Origin of the sequence: Caldimonas sp. KR1-144, from assembly GCF_049446155.1 — a bacterium.
Lineage (GTDB): Bacteria > Pseudomonadota > Gammaproteobacteria > Burkholderiales > Burkholderiaceae_C > Rivibacter.
In genome coordinates this window covers 300,975-317,289 of sequence record NZ_JBMSEE010000006.1, presented here as the reverse complement: position 1 = coordinate 317,289, position 16,315 = coordinate 300,975, and the positions used below count along the sequence as shown (strand labels likewise).

At 70.6% G+C, this 16,315-nt stretch carries 15 protein-coding genes; 2 read left to right on the top strand and 13 right to left on the bottom strand.

Annotated features, from left to right (window positions below; all coding sequences use genetic code 11):
- Nucleotides 1–133 precede the first annotated feature (133 nt).
- The 3 genes from ACO2TI_RS16170 to ACO2TI_RS16160 all read right to left on the bottom strand — a co-directional run bounded on the left by ACO2TI_RS16170 (nucleotide 134) and on the right by ACO2TI_RS16160 (nucleotide 2,741).
- Nucleotides 134–916: an SDR family oxidoreductase gene (locus ACO2TI_RS16170; protein WP_423285889.1), complete on the bottom strand. Its 783-nt coding sequence runs from the start codon at nucleotides 914–916 to the stop codon at nucleotides 134–136.
- 64 nt (nucleotides 917–980) lie between these two features.
- On the bottom strand, nucleotides 981–1,880 hold the full coding sequence (locus ACO2TI_RS16165; protein WP_423285888.1) for a LysR family transcriptional regulator: 900 nt from the start codon (nucleotides 1,878–1,880) through the stop codon (nucleotides 981–983).
- Between the two features lie 96 nt (nucleotides 1,881–1,976).
- Complete coding sequence (locus tag ACO2TI_RS16160; RefSeq protein ID WP_423285887.1) at nucleotides 1,977–2,741, bottom strand: SDR family oxidoreductase; 765 nt, start codon at nucleotides 2,739–2,741, stop codon at nucleotides 1,977–1,979.
- A gap of 277 nt (nucleotides 2,742–3,018) precedes the next feature.
- Here ACO2TI_RS16160 and ACO2TI_RS16155 point away from each other — a divergent pair, with 277 nt between their 5' ends.
- Nucleotides 3,019–3,522, top strand: coding sequence for a DUF3617 domain-containing protein (locus ACO2TI_RS16155; protein ID WP_423285886.1), 504 nt, complete (start codon nucleotides 3,019–3,021; stop codon nucleotides 3,520–3,522).
- A 6-nt stretch (nucleotides 3,523–3,528) separates the two neighbouring features.
- On the opposite strand, the gene ACO2TI_RS16150 is transcribed toward ACO2TI_RS16155, so the two are convergent.
- The 4 genes from ACO2TI_RS16150 to ACO2TI_RS16135 are packed head-to-tail and all read right to left on the bottom strand — an operon-like array spanning nucleotide 3,529 to nucleotide 8,229.
- A complete protein-coding gene (locus ACO2TI_RS16150; RefSeq protein WP_423285885.1) occupies nucleotides 3,529–4,434 on the bottom strand; it encodes a DMT family transporter in 906 nt (301 codons plus the stop codon).
- Nucleotides 4,431–5,306 carry a GNAT family N-acetyltransferase gene (locus tag ACO2TI_RS16145; protein ID WP_423285884.1) on the bottom strand — a complete coding sequence of 292 codons (876 nt, stop codon included), beginning with the start codon at nucleotides 5,304–5,306 and terminating at the stop codon, nucleotides 4,431–4,433. The genes ACO2TI_RS16150 and ACO2TI_RS16145 overlap by 4 nt, the downstream gene beginning before the upstream one ends.
- Nucleotides 5,303–6,949 (bottom strand): gamma-glutamyltransferase family protein, encoded by a 1,647-nt coding sequence (locus ACO2TI_RS16140; protein WP_423285882.1) that lies wholly within the window; start codon nucleotides 6,947–6,949, stop codon nucleotides 5,303–5,305. Before ACO2TI_RS16140 ends, ACO2TI_RS16145 begins: the two co-directional genes overlap by 4 nt.
- Nucleotides 6,949–8,229: a DUF3422 family protein gene (locus ACO2TI_RS16135; protein WP_423285881.1), complete on the bottom strand. Its 1,281-nt coding sequence runs from the start codon at nucleotides 8,227–8,229 to the stop codon at nucleotides 6,949–6,951. Before ACO2TI_RS16135 ends, ACO2TI_RS16140 begins: the two co-directional genes overlap by 1 nt.
- A gap of 240 nt (nucleotides 8,230–8,469) precedes the next feature.
- On the opposite strand from ACO2TI_RS16135, the gene ACO2TI_RS16130 reads away from it, so the two are divergent.
- Nucleotides 8,470–10,005, top strand: a complete 1,536-nt coding sequence (locus ACO2TI_RS16130; protein WP_423285880.1) for a methyl-accepting chemotaxis protein — start codon at nucleotides 8,470–8,472, stop codon at nucleotides 10,003–10,005.
- 65 nt (nucleotides 10,006–10,070) lie between these two features.
- On the opposite strand, the gene ACO2TI_RS16125 is transcribed toward ACO2TI_RS16130, so the two are convergent.
- The 6 genes from ACO2TI_RS16125 to ACO2TI_RS16100 form a co-directional block, all read right to left on the bottom strand.
- A complete protein-coding gene (locus tag ACO2TI_RS16125) occupies nucleotides 10,071–11,579 on the bottom strand; it encodes a tripartite tricarboxylate transporter permease (RefSeq protein WP_423285878.1) in 1,509 nt (502 codons plus the stop codon).
- A gap of 10 nt (nucleotides 11,580–11,589) precedes the next feature.
- Entirely contained in the window at nucleotides 11,590–12,063 is a 474-nt protein-coding gene (locus ACO2TI_RS16120; RefSeq protein WP_423285876.1) for a tripartite tricarboxylate transporter TctB family protein, read from the bottom strand.
- A 131-nt stretch (nucleotides 12,064–12,194) separates the two neighbouring features.
- Nucleotides 12,195–14,000, bottom strand: coding sequence for a GspE/PulE family protein (locus ACO2TI_RS16115; protein WP_423285895.1), 1,806 nt, complete (start codon nucleotides 13,998–14,000; stop codon nucleotides 12,195–12,197).
- 100 nt (nucleotides 14,001–14,100) lie between these two features.
- Nucleotides 14,101–14,874 (bottom strand): spermidine synthase, encoded by a 774-nt coding sequence (locus tag ACO2TI_RS16110; protein WP_423285874.1) that lies wholly within the window; start codon nucleotides 14,872–14,874, stop codon nucleotides 14,101–14,103.
- 70 nt (nucleotides 14,875–14,944) lie between these two features.
- Nucleotides 14,945–15,445, bottom strand: coding sequence for a DNA-deoxyinosine glycosylase (locus ACO2TI_RS16105; protein WP_423285872.1), 501 nt, complete (start codon nucleotides 15,443–15,445; stop codon nucleotides 14,945–14,947).
- A complete protein-coding gene (locus tag ACO2TI_RS16100; protein ID WP_423285870.1) occupies nucleotides 15,442–16,275 on the bottom strand; it encodes a TatD family hydrolase in 834 nt (277 codons plus the stop codon). Before ACO2TI_RS16100 ends, ACO2TI_RS16105 begins: the two co-directional genes overlap by 4 nt.
- Nucleotides 16,276–16,315 lie beyond the last annotated feature (40 nt).

Here is a 16,315-nt window from a genome sequence, read left to right as displayed (position 1 = left end):
AATCGGGCATGCTTATGGGTGTTCATCCGGGTCGGCTCTTTGGGTTGGATTGAGGTTTGGCGACTTCCAGTCTCTCAAACCCCATCCGGATGAACACCCGATACAACCTATTGAAGCTTCACATCTAGAACGTCTAGAACGTGCCCGGATAGGCTCCGCCGTCCATCAGCAGGTTCTGCCCGGTGATGAAGCCGGCGTGCGCGCTGCACAGGAAGGCGCAGGCCGCGCCGAACTCGGCCGCGGTGCCGAAGCGGCGTGCCGGGTTCTGCGCGGCGCGCTGCGCCATCACCTCGGCCAGCGGCTTGCCGGAGGACTCGGCCGCGCCCTTCATCGTCGCGGCCAGGCGGTCGGTATCGAACGGGCCGGGCAGCAGGTTGTTGATCGTCACGTTCTTCGCGACCGTCTTGCGCGCCAGGCCGGCGACGAAGCCGGTCAGGCCCGAGCGCGCGCCGTTCGACAGGCCGAGGATGTCGATCGGCGCCTTCACCGCGCCCGAGGTGATGTTGACGATGCGCCCGAAGCCGCGCGACATCATCGGGTCGACCACCGCCTTCATCAGCTCGATCGGCGTGAGCATGTTGGCGTCGAGCGCCTTGATCCAGTCGCTGCGGTCCCAGTCGCGGAAATCGCCCGGCGGCGGGCCGCCGGCGTTGTTGACCAGGATGTCGACCTTCGGGCAGGCCGCCAGCGCCGCGACGCGGCCCTCGGGCGTCGTGATGTCGCCGGCCACCGCCACCACCTCGACGTGCGGGTGCGCGATCCGGATCTCGGCCGCTGTGGCTTCGAGCGCCTGCGCGCCGCGCGCGGTGATCACCACGTTGACCCCCTCGGCCGCGAGCGCTTGCGCGCAACCCTTGCCGAGGCCCTTGCTGGCGGCGCACACCAGCGCCCACTTGCCTGCGATGCCGAGATCCATGACGAGAGCTTTCCGTTCGAGTGCCTGAAAGCCGGCATTCTGCGGGCCCGCGCCGATCGCGTCTTCAAACCTCCCAGTAAGGCGGGTCACCGAATGCGACTTTGAGCGCGTCGGCCATGGCGCGCAGCTTGGCCGAGGGGCGGCGCCCTTCGGGATGCGCGACGTAGATGAACTCCTCGACCGCCGGCAGGCCGACATCGACGACGGCCAGCGCGCCCGAGCGGATCGCTGCGCCGGCGATGAACGAGGGCAGCAGCGCGATGCCCAGCCCCGCCTCGGCGGCGTCGCGCATCACGTCGCCGTTGTTGACGCGCAGCGCATGCGCTGCGCGCACGGCGAGCAGCTCGGCGCCCTGCTGGAACTGCCAGTCCGCCACGCCGCGATTGGTATAGAAGATGCCGCGGTGGCGCCGCAGGTCGGCGATGCTCTCGGGCATGCCGTGGCGCGCCAGGTAGTCGGGCGCAGCGACGAGCTGGCGCCGGCTTCTGGCCAGCGTCCACGCGACGAGCCGCGAATCGGCCAGCGCGCCGTGCCGCACGACGCCGTCGTAGCCTTCGGAGGCCACGTCGACCCGGCGGTCGTCGAGTTCCAGCGTCAGCTCGATGCCCGGATGAGCGCGCAGAAAGGGCATGAGTGCCGGTGCGAGGTGCATGCGCCCGAAAGTCACCGGCGCCGAGATGCGCAGCGGGCCGACCAGGCTGCCGCGGCGCTGCGCCATCTCGGACTGCGCCTCGTCGACCTCGCGCAGGATGCGCGCGGACTTCTCGAGAAACGCGGCGCCGTCCTCGGTGAGGCTGAGCTTGCGCGTCGTGCGGTGCAGCAGCTGGGCGCCGAGCACCTGCTCGAGATCGGCGAGCCGCTCGCTCACCACCGATTTCGACAGGTGCAGGCGGCGCGCCGCCTCGCTGATCGAGCCCGACTCGGCCACGGCCACGAAAGTGGCGATCCCGTCCAGCTTCAACATGAACTGCAGCCCGCGATATGACGACGCGAGCTGCACTCTAAGACATGGTGCGGGGCACAAGGCCCGGGAGCGACGCGGTGGCCTGGTCGGCGCGGTTCAGGTGCGCGTGATCGACAGGCCACCGTCGACCAGCGCAGCGGTACCCGTGACGAAGGACGAGTCGTCACTGGCCAGGTAGAGCACCGAGCGCGCGATCTCCTCGGGCCTGGCGATGCGCTTGAGCGCGTGCAAGCCGGTGATGAAGGCCTGCGATTCCTGCGTGTCGTTCTTCTCGCGGTACATGTCGGTGTCGACCGCGCCGGGCAGCACCGCGTTGACGCGCACGCCCTGCGGGCCGTACTCGGCGGCCAGCGCCTGCGTCAGGCCGATCAGGCCCGACTTGCTGGCCGCATAGGCCGCGGTGCCGGGGAACGCGACCGTGTAGCCGACGAAGGTCGACGTGAAGATCACCGAGCCGCCGCCGTTGGCCAGCATCTGCGCGACCTGGTGCTTGGCGCCGAGGAAGGCGCCGGTCAGGTTGATCGCCAGCGCGTCGTTCCAGCCGGCTTCCGAGACACCGGTGCTGGGCCCGCCCTCGCCCAGGACGCCGGCGTTGTTGAAGGCGATATCGAGACGCCCGTAGGTCTCGACGGCCAGCGCGACCAGATCGCGCGCATAGCCTTCCGAGCGCACGTCGCCGGCCAGCGCGACGGCCTGTCCGCCTGCTTCGCGGATCTCGGCCACGAGCGCGTCGAGCTCGTGCTGGCGACGCGCGCCGACGACGAGCCTGGCGCCTTCGGCGGCGAACAACAGGGCCGTGGCGCGGCCGATGCCGGCACTGGCGCCGGTGACGAGGGCAACTTTTTCGTTAAGGCGGTTCATGACGGGCTCCGTGACGGAAGCTGATGGGGTGAACGCAGTTTGGGCGCCGCCCGCCGTTCGCGGTAGACGGTGAAAGTCGAACCTGCCTTTCGACATCGACGAACGATCGTCCGTCACCACCCTGGATCCGCGCGCAGCGCCGCGAACAAATGCGCGCCAACGCGCCGGGCAAACCCGCTGCGCTCAGTGGGGTTGCCTCGTTCCGCCGTCGCTCTTGCAGCAGCGCCTTCGCGGCCTCGAAACGCGCTTACGCTGCCGGACCTTCTCAGGAGTTGCCATGAACCGAAGCCTTGCCATCGTCCGTCCCAGCCTCACGTGCCTCGCCGCTGCCTCGAGCCTGTTCGCCTTCGCGGCGCAGGCGCAGGCGGTGATGGAGCCGGGCGCCTGGGAGACCCGCACCAAGATCACCGGGCTCGACCTCGAGTCGGGCCAGACCAAGACCTTCGCCGACGCGACCACCAAGGTCTGCTACACGAAGGAGTTCCTCGCCAAGGACATCCACCTCACGCCCGGCGTCGACCAGCGCAAGGCCGAGGCCAAGGGCGCGAAGTGCAGCATCTCGGACGCGCGGCGCGAGGGCAACACCGCGAGCTGGAAGATGGATTGCACGCTGGCCGACGGCACGCGCACCGAGGCCGTGGTGCGCAACGTCGCGGCCAGGCGCACGTTCAGCTCCGAGCTCAGCCAGACCGTCTACAAGCAGGGCCACGAGGTGCCGATGAAGATCTCGTCGCAGTCGCGGCATGTCGGTGCCTGCACCGCCGACATGCCCAGCATGTGAGGCAGCTCAGCGCCAGCGCGCCAGCAGCCAGATGCCGGCCAGCACCAGCGCGGTGCCGGCCGCGATCCACGCGGTGAACGGTTCGCCGAGGATGACGATGCCCATCAGCAGCGTGCTCATCGGGCCGATCATCCCGGTCTGCGCCGCCAGTGTCGGGCCGATGCGCTCGATGGCCATCATCACCATCAGCACCGGCGCCACCGTGCACACGGTGGCGTTGAGCAGCGACAGCCACACCACCGCCTGCGGCACCGCCAGCGCGGTGTCGAGCGGACGCAGCACGAAGAACTGGCCGATGCACAGCGCGCACGCGACCGTGCTGGCCAGCCCGACCAGGCGCAGCGAGCCGAGCCTTCGCACCACCTCGCCGCTGTAGGCCAGGTAGACCGCATAGCTCACCGCGCTACCGAACACCAGCGCCGTGCCGAGCACGACGTCGGGCCCCTGGAAGCCGACCTCGTGGCCGAACACCAGCAGCACGCCGGCATAGCTGACGGCGATCGCCAGCAGCTGCCGCGCGGTCACGCGCTGCTTGAACAGCACGACGCCCAGCGCCAGCACAAGGGTCGGGTTGAGGTAGAGGATCAGGCGCTCGAGGCTGGCGCTGATGTACTGCAGGCCGAGGAAGTCGAGAAAGCTCGCCAGGTAGTAGCCGGTCACGCCCAGCAGCGCGACCATGCGCTTGTCCTGCGCGGCGAGCGCGGGCTTGCCGCGGCTGCCCCACCACGCCATCGCGAGGAAGAACGGCAGCGCGAACAGCATGCGAAAGAACAGCGCCGTGACGGCATCGACGCCGTGGCGGTAGAGCAGCTTGGCGACGATGGCCTTGCCGGAGAACGCGATCGCGCCGGCGATCGCGAGGGACAGTCCGCCCCAGGGCATGCGGCTTTTCTTGTCGGTGGTGTCGGTCATCGCGAAGTCATGTCGACCGGTGCGCGGCGCTGCAGCTGCCAGGTGGTGGCGCCGCGCCGGAAGCCGAGCGACTCGTAGAGGCCGATCGCGACGTCGTCGGGATCGGCCACGATCACCAGCTCGTCGACGCCGAGGCGCTCGAAACCGTGGCGCGCCACGGCGTGCATGAGCGCGCGGCACAGGCCGCGCCGGCGCCAGTCGGGATGCGTGTCGACATGCTGGAAGCGGCCGATACGGCCGGTGGCGTCGGTGAACAGGCCGCACTCCGCGAGGAGCCGGTCGCCCGGCGCGAAGACGCCGAACCAGTCTCCGCGACCGGCGCGGTTCATCGCGGCATAGCGCGCCATCTGGCGCTCGCGGAAGTCGCGAAACAGCGCGGGCTCGAAGCCCTCACCGTCCGCTTCGCTGCACAGGCACTGGAGTTCGACCGCGGCCGCATAGCCGCGCGGCTCGAGCGAGCCGATGCGCGCGCCGTCCAGCCGCGGCGCCTCGGGCTGCGGCGTGAGCTGCTCCCGGCGCATCGTGAGCACGGTCGCGGCATGGCATTCGAAGCCTTGTGCCGCCGGCTCGTCGGGCAGTTCGAAGGACGCCACGCCATCGAGGCCGAGCGCGATGTGCCGCGAGCTCGGCTGGACGCCGTGCACCTCGTGCTCGAACGCGGCCACCCACGCGGCCAGCTCGCCCGCGCGCGGCGCGCGCTCGTAGAGCATGAAATTGCCCCAGTAGTAGTGCGGGTTCGACGGCGTGCGCACGACCAGCGCCTCGCCGCGCTCGGCCACCACGCCGTCGAAGGCGGGAAAGATCAGGTCGCTGCGCCAGCCGGGCGACAGCCGCGCGAGGCGCGCCGCCAGCGCCTGGTCCTGCGCGCTCAAAAACCCACCGCCTGGCCGTCGCGGCGCGGGTCGCTGGCGGCGGCATAGCCTTCGCGGGCCGCGTCGCCCAGCCGCCAGATGAACTGGCCGGCGCCGAAGTCCTGGTACGGATCGTCGATCACCGAGAGCTGGTGGCCGCGTGCGAGCAGGCCCTTCACCGTGGCCTCGGGCATGCCGGCCTCGACGTTGAGGTCCAGGCCCTCGTTGAAGCGCCAGCGCGGCGCGTCGCAGGCCATCTGCGGATGCTGGCCGTAGGCGAGCATCCGCAGCACGGCCTGCAGCTGGCCTTGCGGCTGCATGTTGGCGCCCATCACGCCGAAGCTCATGCGCGCGGCGCCGTCGCCGTCGGTCAGGAAGGCCGGAATGATGGTGTGGAACGGCCGCTTGCCCGGCGCGACGAGGTTCTCGCTCGCGGGATCGAGCGAGAAGCCGTGGCCGCGGTTTTGCAGCGAGATGCCGAACGCCGGCTCGACGACACCCGAGCCGAAGCCCTGGTAGTTGCTCTGGATGAAGCTCACCATCAGGCCGCTGGCATCGGCGGCGGTGAGGTAGACGGTGCCGCCGCGGCGATGCAGGTCGCCGGGTGCGCCGGCCTCGAAGGCCTGCGCGCGCTTCGGGTCGATCAGGGCCGCGCGCGCGTCGAGGTAGGCGCCGGCCAGCAGGTCGGCGGGCGTGACGCGCATCGCGGCAGGATCGGCGATGTAGCGGTAGGCGTCGGCGAAGGCGAGCTTCATCGCCTCGATCTGCAGGTGCAGGGTCTCGGGTGCGTCGCTCGGCATCGACGCCAGGTCGAAGCGCTGCGAGATGCCCAGCGCGATCAGCGTCGCCAGGCCCTGGCCGTTGGGCGGCAGTTCGTGCAGGCGCTTGCCATAGGCGGCCAGCGAGACCGGCTCGACCCAGTCGCAGCGGTGCGCGGCGAGATCGGCCTCGCTCATCGCGCCACCGTGCGCCTGCAGGTGCGCCGCGATGGCCCGCGCGATCTCGCCGCGGTAGAAGGCCTCGCCGCGCGTGAGCGCGATCGCCTCCAGCGCGCGCGCCGCGGCGGGAAAACGCCACAGCTCGCCGGCGCGCGGCGCGCGCGTGCCGTTGACCATGAAGGCCTGCGCGAAGCCCGGCTGGTCGCGCAGCTGCGGCACTGCCGCCGCCCACTTGGCCGCGACCACCGGCGGCACGACCGCGCCGTCGCGCGCATAGGCGATGGCCGGCTGCAGCAGGTCGGCGAAGGGCAGCTTGCCGAAGCGCTCGCTCAAGGCCACCCAGGCGCTCACCGCGCCGGGCACGGTGACGCTGTCGACGCCGCGGCGCGGAGGCGTGCGCGCATCGGCGCCGTACTTCGCGACAAAGCGCTCGCGCGTCCACGCCGCCGGCGCACGGCCCGAGGCGTTGAGCGCGTGCAGCCGCGTGCCGTCGTGCAGCAGGCAGAAGGCGTCGGAGCCCAGGCCGTTGCTGACCGGCTCGAGCACCGTCAGCGCGGCGGCCGCGGCGATCGCCGCGTCGACCGCATTGCCGCCGGCCAGCAGCATGCGCAGGCCGGCCTGTGCCGCCAGCGGATGCGAGGTGGCCACCACGTTGCGCGCGAACACCGGCAGGCGTTGCGAGGAGTAGCCGCGGCGGGCGTCGAAATCGAAAGCCAGGGTGTCCATCAGCCCTCCACCGCGGCATGGGCCGCGCGATGCAGCCTGCGAACCACCAGCCAGGTGGCCAGCGCGATGAGCGGGATCGCGCCGGCCACCAGCACCTCGGGCGCGACGGCCAGGCCGAGCTTTTGCGCGCCCTTGGCGAGGTAGCCGACGAGGCCCGCGCCGTAATAGGTGATCGCCGCGACCGAGAGGCCTTCGACCGCGCTTTGCAGCAGCAGCTGCACCTTCTGGCGCCGGTTCATCGCGTCGAGCAGGGCCTGGCTGCCCTGCTGTTGCGCGATCTCGACGCGCGTGCGCAGCAGGTTGCTGGTGCGCGAGATGCGCTCCGACAGCGCCTGCTGGCGACGCTGCGCCCACAAGCAGGTCTGCATCGCCGGCGCGAGGCGACGGTCCATGAACTCGCGGATGGTCTGCAGCCCCGGCAGCGGGGTTTCGCGCAGCTCGTCGATGCGCCGCTGCACCAGCTCGAAATAGGCGGTGCTCGCCGAGAAGCGCGCGTGCGTGGCCGCATAGAGGCCCTCGACGCGGCCGGCCAGCGCGGTGAGCTGGCGCAGCAGCTCGGGTTCCTCGTCGTTGCGCGCGTCTCGGATCGCACCGGCGATGCGCGCGAGCTCGGCCTCGGCGTCGGCCAGCGTCTGCCCCACCGCGCGCGCGGCCGGCAGGCCCAGCAAGGCCATCATCCGGTAGGTCTCGATCTCGACCACGCGCTGCACCGCGCGGCCGAGCCGGCGCGCGGACATCTGGCCCACGCGCAGCACGCAGCGGGCGTAGCCGTCGGCATGCAGGCGAAAGTCGGTGGCGACCTCGCCTTGCGCGTCCATCACGGTCGAGGCGACGAGGCTGTCGTCGTCGAGCGCGTCGCGCACCAGCTGGGCGCCGTGCAGGTCGAACTGCGGCAGCACCGCGAGGTGCAGGCCCACCAGCCACTGGCCCGGCGTGCGCGCCAGCCAGTCCTGCGGCAGCAGCGTCGAGGGCATCGCGTCGAAGCTGGGCGCCTCGCGCTCGGCGCGCCAGAACGTGAAGGTCTGGAACTCGGTGTGGCGCTCCCAGCGCAGGTGCAGGCCGCCGCCGAGTTCCAGGCTCACATGGCTCGCGTCCTCGGCCGGCAGCGGCAGATGACGCGAGCGCAGCAGCGCGTTCAGGTGCTCGCGCGCCGCAACGCCCTCGCCATTGGGCGTGAGCACCGCCAGGTGGCTGAGCGCCAGCGGCGCCGCGAGCCGCTCGGGCGGACGGGCGTGGACCTCGTTGTGCAGCGCCTCGCGCAGCGGGTGCGGGGTGAGCATCGCGTCTATGGGCCGAAGCAATGGGCCGAAGGTGATCGATTGGATTATCTGGAGGACGGCCGCTCGACATCGGCGTCTGGCCGATTCTGCGGTGCTTTTCGCGGCTTCAGGGGCGCCCCGACCGGCCGATATTGCCCGGACGAGGACCCCGCCCAGGGAGCACCGGCCACCCGCGAAGGCATGCTTGCCCAGTCGCGAAGCGTCACGGCCATCGGGGTCTCGCACGACATGGAGGAGACCATGAGACTCAACCACCCGGTCACCCAGCGCGAGTACGAGATCCCCGAGGGCGTGACCCTCGTGTCGACCACCGACCTCGACAGCTACATCACCTACTGCAACCCCGCGTTCATCGAGGTCAGCGGCTACGCGAAGGACGAGTTGATCGGCCAGCCGCACAACCTCGTGCGCCACCCCGACATGCCGCCCGAGGCGTTTCGCGACATGTGGGAGACGCTGCGTGCCGGCCAGCCCTGGTCGGCGTTGGTGAAGAACCGCCGCAAGAACGGCGACCACTACTGGGTCGTCGCGAACGTGACGCCGGTGGTCAAGGACGGCCGCCCGGTCGGCTACATGTCGGTGCGCACCAAGCCCACGCGCGAGCAGATCGCCGCGGCCGAAGCCCTCTACGCGCGCATGCGCCAGGAGGCGGCCGAGAAGAACCTGCGCACGCGGCTGTTGCGCGGCGAACTGCGCCCGGTGGGCCTGGCACGAGTGACGGCGACGTTGTCGCGCGCGGCCGGCTGGACGCTCGGTGCCGCGGCGGGCCTCGCGACCGGCGCGGTCGCGATGCTGCTGCCATCGAGCCCGGTGCTAACGGTGCTGGCCGGCATGGGCTTCGGCGCGGCGGCGGTCGCGTTCAGCCGCGCCCGCCTGCTCGCGCGCGCCGACGAACTGGTCACGGTGGCGAATCGCATCGCCGCCGGCGACCTGACGCAAAAGGTCGACGTCGATGCCTACGGCGAGTTCAAGCGCCTCGCCAAGGCGCTGAGCCAGGTCAGCGTGAACCTGCGCGCCATCGTCAGCGACGTGCGCGCCGAGGTCGCGGGCGTGAACCACGCCGTCGAGCAGATCGCACTGGGCAACAAGGACCTCTCGTCGCGCACCGAGAGCCAGGCGAGCAGCCTGCAGCAGACCGCCGCGTCGATGCAGCAGATGACCGAGGCGGTCAAGCAGTCGGCCGACAACTCCGCCCAGGCCAACCAGCTTGCCGCATCGGCCGCGAGCGCCGCGGGCCGCGGCGGCGAGGTGGTCGGCCGCGTGGTCTCGACGATGGACGACATCTCGCAGTCGAGCCGCAAGATCGCCGACATCATCGGCGTGATCGACGGCATCGCGTTCCAGACCAACATCCTTGCCTTGAACGCGGCCGTGGAAGCGGCGCGCGCCGGCGAGCAAGGCCGCGGCTTCGCGGTGGTGGCCGGCGAAGTGCGCAACCTGGCGCAGCGCAGCGCCGGCGCCGCCAAGGAGATCAAGACGCTGATCGAGACCTCGGTGGACAACGTCGCCAGCGGCGCCCGCCTGGTCAACGACGCGGGCGCGGCGATGACCGACATCGTCGGCCAGGTCAAGCGCGTGACCGACCTGATCGCCGAGATCAGCGCCTCGGCCAAGGAGCAGAGCCTGGGCATCGGCCAGGTGAACCAGGCGATGACCACGCTCGACGACGGCACGCAGCAAAACGCCGCCCTCGTCGAGGAAAGCGGCTCGGCGGCCGAGAGCCTGCGCCAGCAGGCGCACCGGCTGACCGAGGTCGTTTCCGCCTTCCACGTCTGACCGGGCTTCCACGACGAAAAAAAAGCCGCCCGAGGGCGGCCTTTTCATTGCCAGGGCGTTGCGCCTCAGTCTTCTTCCTGGAAGGCTTCCTCGCGCTTGCTCTTCACCGCCGGCAGCATCACGATGACGATCAGCGCCGCGGCCGCGAGCAGCAGGCCCAGCGACAGCGGGCGCGTCACGAAGGTGCTCCATTCGCCGCGGCTGAGCAGCAGCGCGCGGCGCAGGTTCTCCTCCATCATCGGACCGAGGATGAAGCCCAGCAGCAGCGGCGCGGGCTCGCAGTGCAGCTTGTAGAAGATGTAGCCGATGACACCCATGCCGGCGGCCATGTAGACGTCGAAGTTGTTGTTGTTCAGCGTGTACAGGCCGATGCAGCAGAACGTGAGAATGGCCGGGAACAGGAAGCGGTAGGGCACCGTCAGCAGCTTGATCCAGATGCCGATCAGCGGCAGGTTCAGCACCACCAGCATCAGGTTGCCGATCCACATGGAGGCGATCAGGCCCCAGAACAGCTCGGGGTTGCTGGTCATCACCTGCGGGCCGGGCTGGATGCCCTTGATCGTCATCGCGCCGACCATCAGCGCCATCACCGCGTTGGGCGGGATGCCCAGCGTGAGCATCGGGATGAAGCTGGTCTGCGCGCCGGCGTTGTTGGCCGACTCGGGGCCGGCGACGCCGCGGATGTCGCCCTTGCCGAAGCGCCCGCTCGAACCGGCAACCTTCTTCTCGACCGTGTAGGCCGCAAAGGCCGCGAGCAGCGCGCCGCCGCCCGGCAGCACGCCGAGGATCGAGCCCAGCGCCGTGCCGCGCAGCACGGCCGGCGCGGCCTGCTTGAAGTCCTGCTTGGTCGGCCACAGGCCCTTCACGTCCTTGGTGAAGACCTCGCGGTGCTCGGCCGGGCGGCCGAGGTTGGCGATGATCTCGCCGAAGCCGAACACGCCCATCGCGATCGCGACGAAGCTGATGCCGTCGGTCAGCTCGGGGATGTCGAACGAGTAGCGCGGCACGCCGGAGATCACGTCGGTGTTGATCTGGCCGACCAGCAGGCCGAGGATGATCATCGCGATCGCCTTGATCAGCGAGCCCGAGGCCAGCACCACCGCGCCGATCAGGCCCAGCACCATCAGCGAGAAATACTCGGCGGGGCCGAACTTGAAGGCCAGCTCGGTCAGCGGCGGCGCGAAGCCGGCCACGATCAGCGTGCCCACGCAACCGGCGAAGAACGAGCCCAGGCCGGCCGCGGCGAGCGCCGCGCCGGCGCGGCCCTGGCGGGCCATCTGGTAGCCGTCGATCGCGGTGACGACCGAGCTCGACTCGCCGGGCACGTTGATCAGGATCGCGGTGGTGGAGCCGCCGTACTGCGCGCCGTAGTAGATGCCGGCCAGCATGATCAGCGCCGGCGTCGCGTCGAGCGAGTAGATCGACGGCAGCAGCATCGCGATCGTGGCGACGGGGCCAAGCCCCGGCAGCACGCCGATCAGGGTGCCCAGCAGGCAGCCGAACAGCGCGTACAGCAGGTTGATCGCGGTGAACGCGGTCTGGAAGCCGAGCGCGAGGTTGTTGAGCAGTTCCATCGAATCGTCCTCAGGCGCCGGCGGCGGCAAACATCGTGGGCCACAGCGGGATCGTCAGACCCAGGCCGAGCACGAAGACGAGGTAGCTGAACACGGTCAGCACCACGCTGTTGATCACCGCGTCGAGCCAGTGGAACTCGTCGCCCGCGAGGCTGGAAACGAACACCAGCACCGGAATCGTGATCACCATGCCCAGGCGCGGCAGCAGCAGGCCGAACACGGCCACGGCGCCGACGATGAGCAAGAGCGGCTTCCAGGCGATGGAGCCGATCGGGTCGCCGCCGTCGCTTTCGATCGTCAGCGCCTTGAAAAGCACGACGGCGCCGAGCAGCGCCATGATCACGCCCAGCAGCAGCGGAAAGTAGCCCGGACCGGGCCGAGCCGATTCGCCATAGGTGTAGTTCGTGGCACCGATCGCGAACGCGATACCGATGATCAGGAACATCAGCCCGGCGGCGAAGTCGCGTTGACTCTTGATCTTCACGCGGGTCTCCTCGTTGTCGAGATGGATCGGGCCGCAATGCGGCCCGGCAAACCGGCGGATTCTAGGGAGCCCGCGCCCGGATCCACGTGGGGGATGACACCAAGCTGTCCGCCAGGTGTCAGGTGGCGGCCTCAGGCCGCGGCGGCGCCGAGCTCGAAGGCCGGCGTGGCGCGCAGCACCTCGTCGAGCGTGGTCAGGCCCTCGGCGATCTTCAGCAGGCCGGCCAGGCGCAGCGGCCGCATGCCTTCTCGCACTGCCGTGCGACGCAGGGCATCGACATCGAGCTGCGGGTGCACCGCGGCGCGCGCGGCCTCGGTCATCGTCATCAGCTCGTACAGGCCGACGCGGCCGCGAAAGCCGGTCTGGCGGCATTCGAGGCAGCCCACGGGGCGATAGGGCCGCGACTGCGGCGGCATCTTCCAGGGCTTGGCAACCTCGTCGAGCAGTTCGAGCGTCGTGGCCTCGTCGGGCTGCTTGCAGGCCGGGCACAGCGTGCGCACCAAGCGCTGGGCCAGCACGCCGATCACGGTGGCCGAGATCATGTAGCCCGGCACGCCCAGGTCGGCCAGGCGCGTGACGGCGCTGGCGGCGTCGTTGGTGTGCAGCGTGCTGAAGACCAGGTGGCCGGTCAGCGCGGCCTGGATCGCCATCTCGGCGGTCGCCAGGTCGCGGATCTCGCCGACCATGATGATGTCCGGGTCCTGGCGCATCAGCGCGCGCAGGCCCTCGGCGAAGCCGAGGTCGAGCGCCGGCTGCACCTGGGTCTGGTTGAGCGCCGGATCGATCATCTCGATCGGGTCCTCGACGGTGCAGACGTTGACCTCGTCGGTCGCCAGGCGGCGCAGCGTGGAGTACAGCGTGGTCGTCTTGCCGGAGCCGGTGGGGCCGGTGACGAGGATGATGCCGTGCGGCCGCGCGATGAGCTGCTGCCAGCGCTCGCCGTCGTGCGGCGGAAAGCCCAGCGCGGCGACGTCCTTGACCACCGTTTCGGGGTCGAAGATGCGCATCACCATCTTCTCGCCGAAGGCGGTGGGCAGCGTGGCCAGGCGCAGCTCGACCTCGCGGCCGCTGTTGGCCGAACCGCTGACCTCGGGGCGCTTGGTCTTGATGCGCCCGTCCTGCGGGCGACGGCGCTCGACCACGTCCATGCGGCCGAGCAGCTTGATGCGCGCGGTCATCGCGTTCATCACCGTCAGCGGCACCTGGTAGACCGTGTGCAGCACGCCGTCGATGCGAAAGCGGATCACGCCCATCTCGCGCCGCGGCTCGAGGTGGATGTCGCTCGCGCGCTGGTCGAAGGCGTACTGCCACAGCCAGTCGACCACCTGCACGACGCCCTGGTCGTTGACGTCGATCTGCTTGTTGGTCTTGCCCAGCTCGACCAGTTGCTCGAAGCTTTGCGTGACCGAGGTCTCGCCGCGCTTGACGGCGGCGCGCACCGACTTGGCCAGCGCGTAGAACTCCACCGTGTAGCGGCGCAGTTCCTCGGGATTGGCGACCGCCAGGCGCACCTTGCGCTTGGTGTGCGCCTCGATCTCGGCGACCCAGCCGATGTCGAAGGGCTCGGCGGTGGCGATCGTGATGTCGGCGTCGCCCACCTGCACCGGCAGCGCCAGGCGTGCCTGCGCGTAGTTGACCGACATCACGTCGGCAACGCGGCCGACGTCGACCTTGAGCGGATCGATGCGCAGGTAGGGCAGCGAGAAGCGCTGCGCCAGCCATTCGGTCAGCGCCTCGCAGTCGAGCGGCTTGTCGGTGCCGGCGCGCACCAGGCCGGCGCCGCCCATGCGCACCAAGGGATGCAAGCTGCTGCTGCCGCCGCTGAAACGGTGCGCGACGCGCTGCGCATCCTCCTGGCCGATCAGGCCGTCGTCGTGCAGCCACTTGAGCAGCGCGCGCCAGTCGAGCTTGCCGTGCGGCGCGGCATGGCGCGCCATGGCGGCCGCGAGGGGTCTGACGTTCGTGGACGACGTGGGGCTCACTGGGCATCCTCCGTGCTGCGCACTCCGGAATTCGCCTTGGGAGCGGCCCCGCGGCTCATGCAGTGCCATTCAACAGCGCCGGGTCGATCGGGCGCACCAGTTTCAGCCACTTGCGCGCCGGCAGCCCAAAGCGGCGTTCGATGTTAGCGGCGCGCGCGAGCAGCGCGTCACGGTCGGGCACCTTTACATCGCGCGCGGCGATCACCACCGTGTTGCCCTCGCGCGTGGCGCGCAGCGACCACATCTGGTCGAGGCCGAACGACTGCGCGATGCGCGCGGCGCTGCGTGCGAAGCTGGCGTCGCGGCCGAACAGGTTGACGCTCATCACGCCGCCGTCTGCCAGCGCCGCGCGGCACGCCGCGTAGAAGCCGGCGTCGTCGAGCACCGGCGCGGCGGCGTCGTGGTCGTAAAGGTCCACGCACAGCGCCTGCACGCTCTGCGGCGGCGCCTGCGCGATCCAGCGCCCGGCGTCGCCCTGGCTCACCTGCAGCCGCGCGTCGTCGGCCGGCAGCTTGAACCATTGCCGGCACACGGCGATCACGTCGGGATTGAGCTCGACCGCGGTGGTGCGCATGCGCATCGCCTGGTGCGTGAAGCGCGTGATCGCGGCCGCCCCCAGGCCGAGCTGCACCGCGTGGCCGCTGGACAGCTCGGCCTCGGGACGCCACAGCATCCAGGCCATCATGCGCTGCACGTACTCCAGCTCGATCTTGCGCGGCTCGCGCACGCGCATCGCGCCTTGCACCCACGGAGTGCCGAGGTGCAGGTAGCGCACGCCGTCGGATTCGGAAACGGTGACTTCGGGAAGTTCTTGACGGGAAACGCTCATCGACACACCCTTGGCGCTGCGCGCCGTCCCTCCGAGAGGGAATTCGCCCCTTCGGGCGGCCGTTCGTGGCTCATGCAAGACCGTGTTGTGCGAACACCGCGCGCCACGCGGCGAGCTTGCGTTCGAAGGACCAGCTGGCGTTGGCCGGGCTGGTGGAGGGAAGCCGGTGCACCGCGACACCGAGCGAAGCGGTCAGCCGCATCGCGCGCGCCGACTCGCCGCCATTGTGGGCAAAGGCTTCGAGCCGCGGCAGGCGCAGGCGCAGGCCGGCCAGGTCGTTGAGTTGCGCATCCTCGATCGCCGCGTCGAGACTGCCCTCGCGGCGGCACTGCGCATAGACGTCCCAGATGCCCAGGCCGCGCTCGCGCACCGCCTCGATGCGCTCGGCGTACGGCAGTGCAGGCAGGTCCACGCCCAGCAGCGCGCCGACGATGGGCCAGAAGTGGTTGCGCGGATGCGCGTAGTACTGCTGCGCCGCGAGCGACGCGACGCTGGGAAAGCTGCCCAGCACGACCAGGCGCGTGGCCGGGCCGATCACCGGGCCCAGCCCGCTCAGCAAGGTTTCGCTCATGAGCGCGCGACGAGCGGCGCCAGGCGCGGCAGCGCCGCGAGGGCGTTGGCGCGCGAGCGCGCGGCCAGCGCCTGCGGCTCGATGCCGCGCAGCCGCGCCAGCTCCGCGGCGATGCGCGGCAGCTCGGCCGGCTCGTTGCGGCAATGTCCGCCGCCGTCGCGCTCGCGCGCCTCGGCGGTGCGGTAGAGCCAGTGCGGCGGGATGTCCGGCGCGTCGGTCTCCGTGACGATGGCCTCGATCGGCAGCTCCTTCGCATGGCGTCGGATCTGCAGCGCGCGCTCGAAGGTCAGCGCGCCGCCGAAGCCCAGCTTGAAGCCGAGGTCGATGAAGGCCTGCGCCTGCTGCACGCTGCCGTTGAACGCGTGCGCGATGCCGTGCAGTCCGGGCAGGCGGCGCAGGTGCTTGAGCAGCGTGTCGGCGCTGCGCCGCACGTGCAGGATCACCGGCAGGCCGCGCTCGTGGGCGAGCGCGAGCTGGGCGGCATAGAAGCGCTCCTGCTTGGCGCGGTCCAGGCCGGGCACGAAGTGGTCGAGGCCGATCTCGCCGACGGCGACCAGGCGGGGGTCGCCGGCATGAGCGTCGAGCGCTTCGCGCAGGCGCTCCAGCGCGTCGCGCTCGTCGAGCGGGTCGACGTACAGCGGGTGGATGCCCAGCGCATAGGCCGCGTCGTGGCGCTCGGCCAGCTCGCGCACGCGCTCGAAGTCGAACGGCGCGACCGCCGGCAGCACCATCAGCTCGACGCCCGCGGCGCGCGCGCGCGCGACCACGGCGTCGCGGTCGGCGTCGAATTCCGCGGCGTCGAGATGGCAGTGCGTGTCGATCCAGCTCATTGGTCAGGGCCCAATGATGCCCGCTGCGCTGAGGATGCGG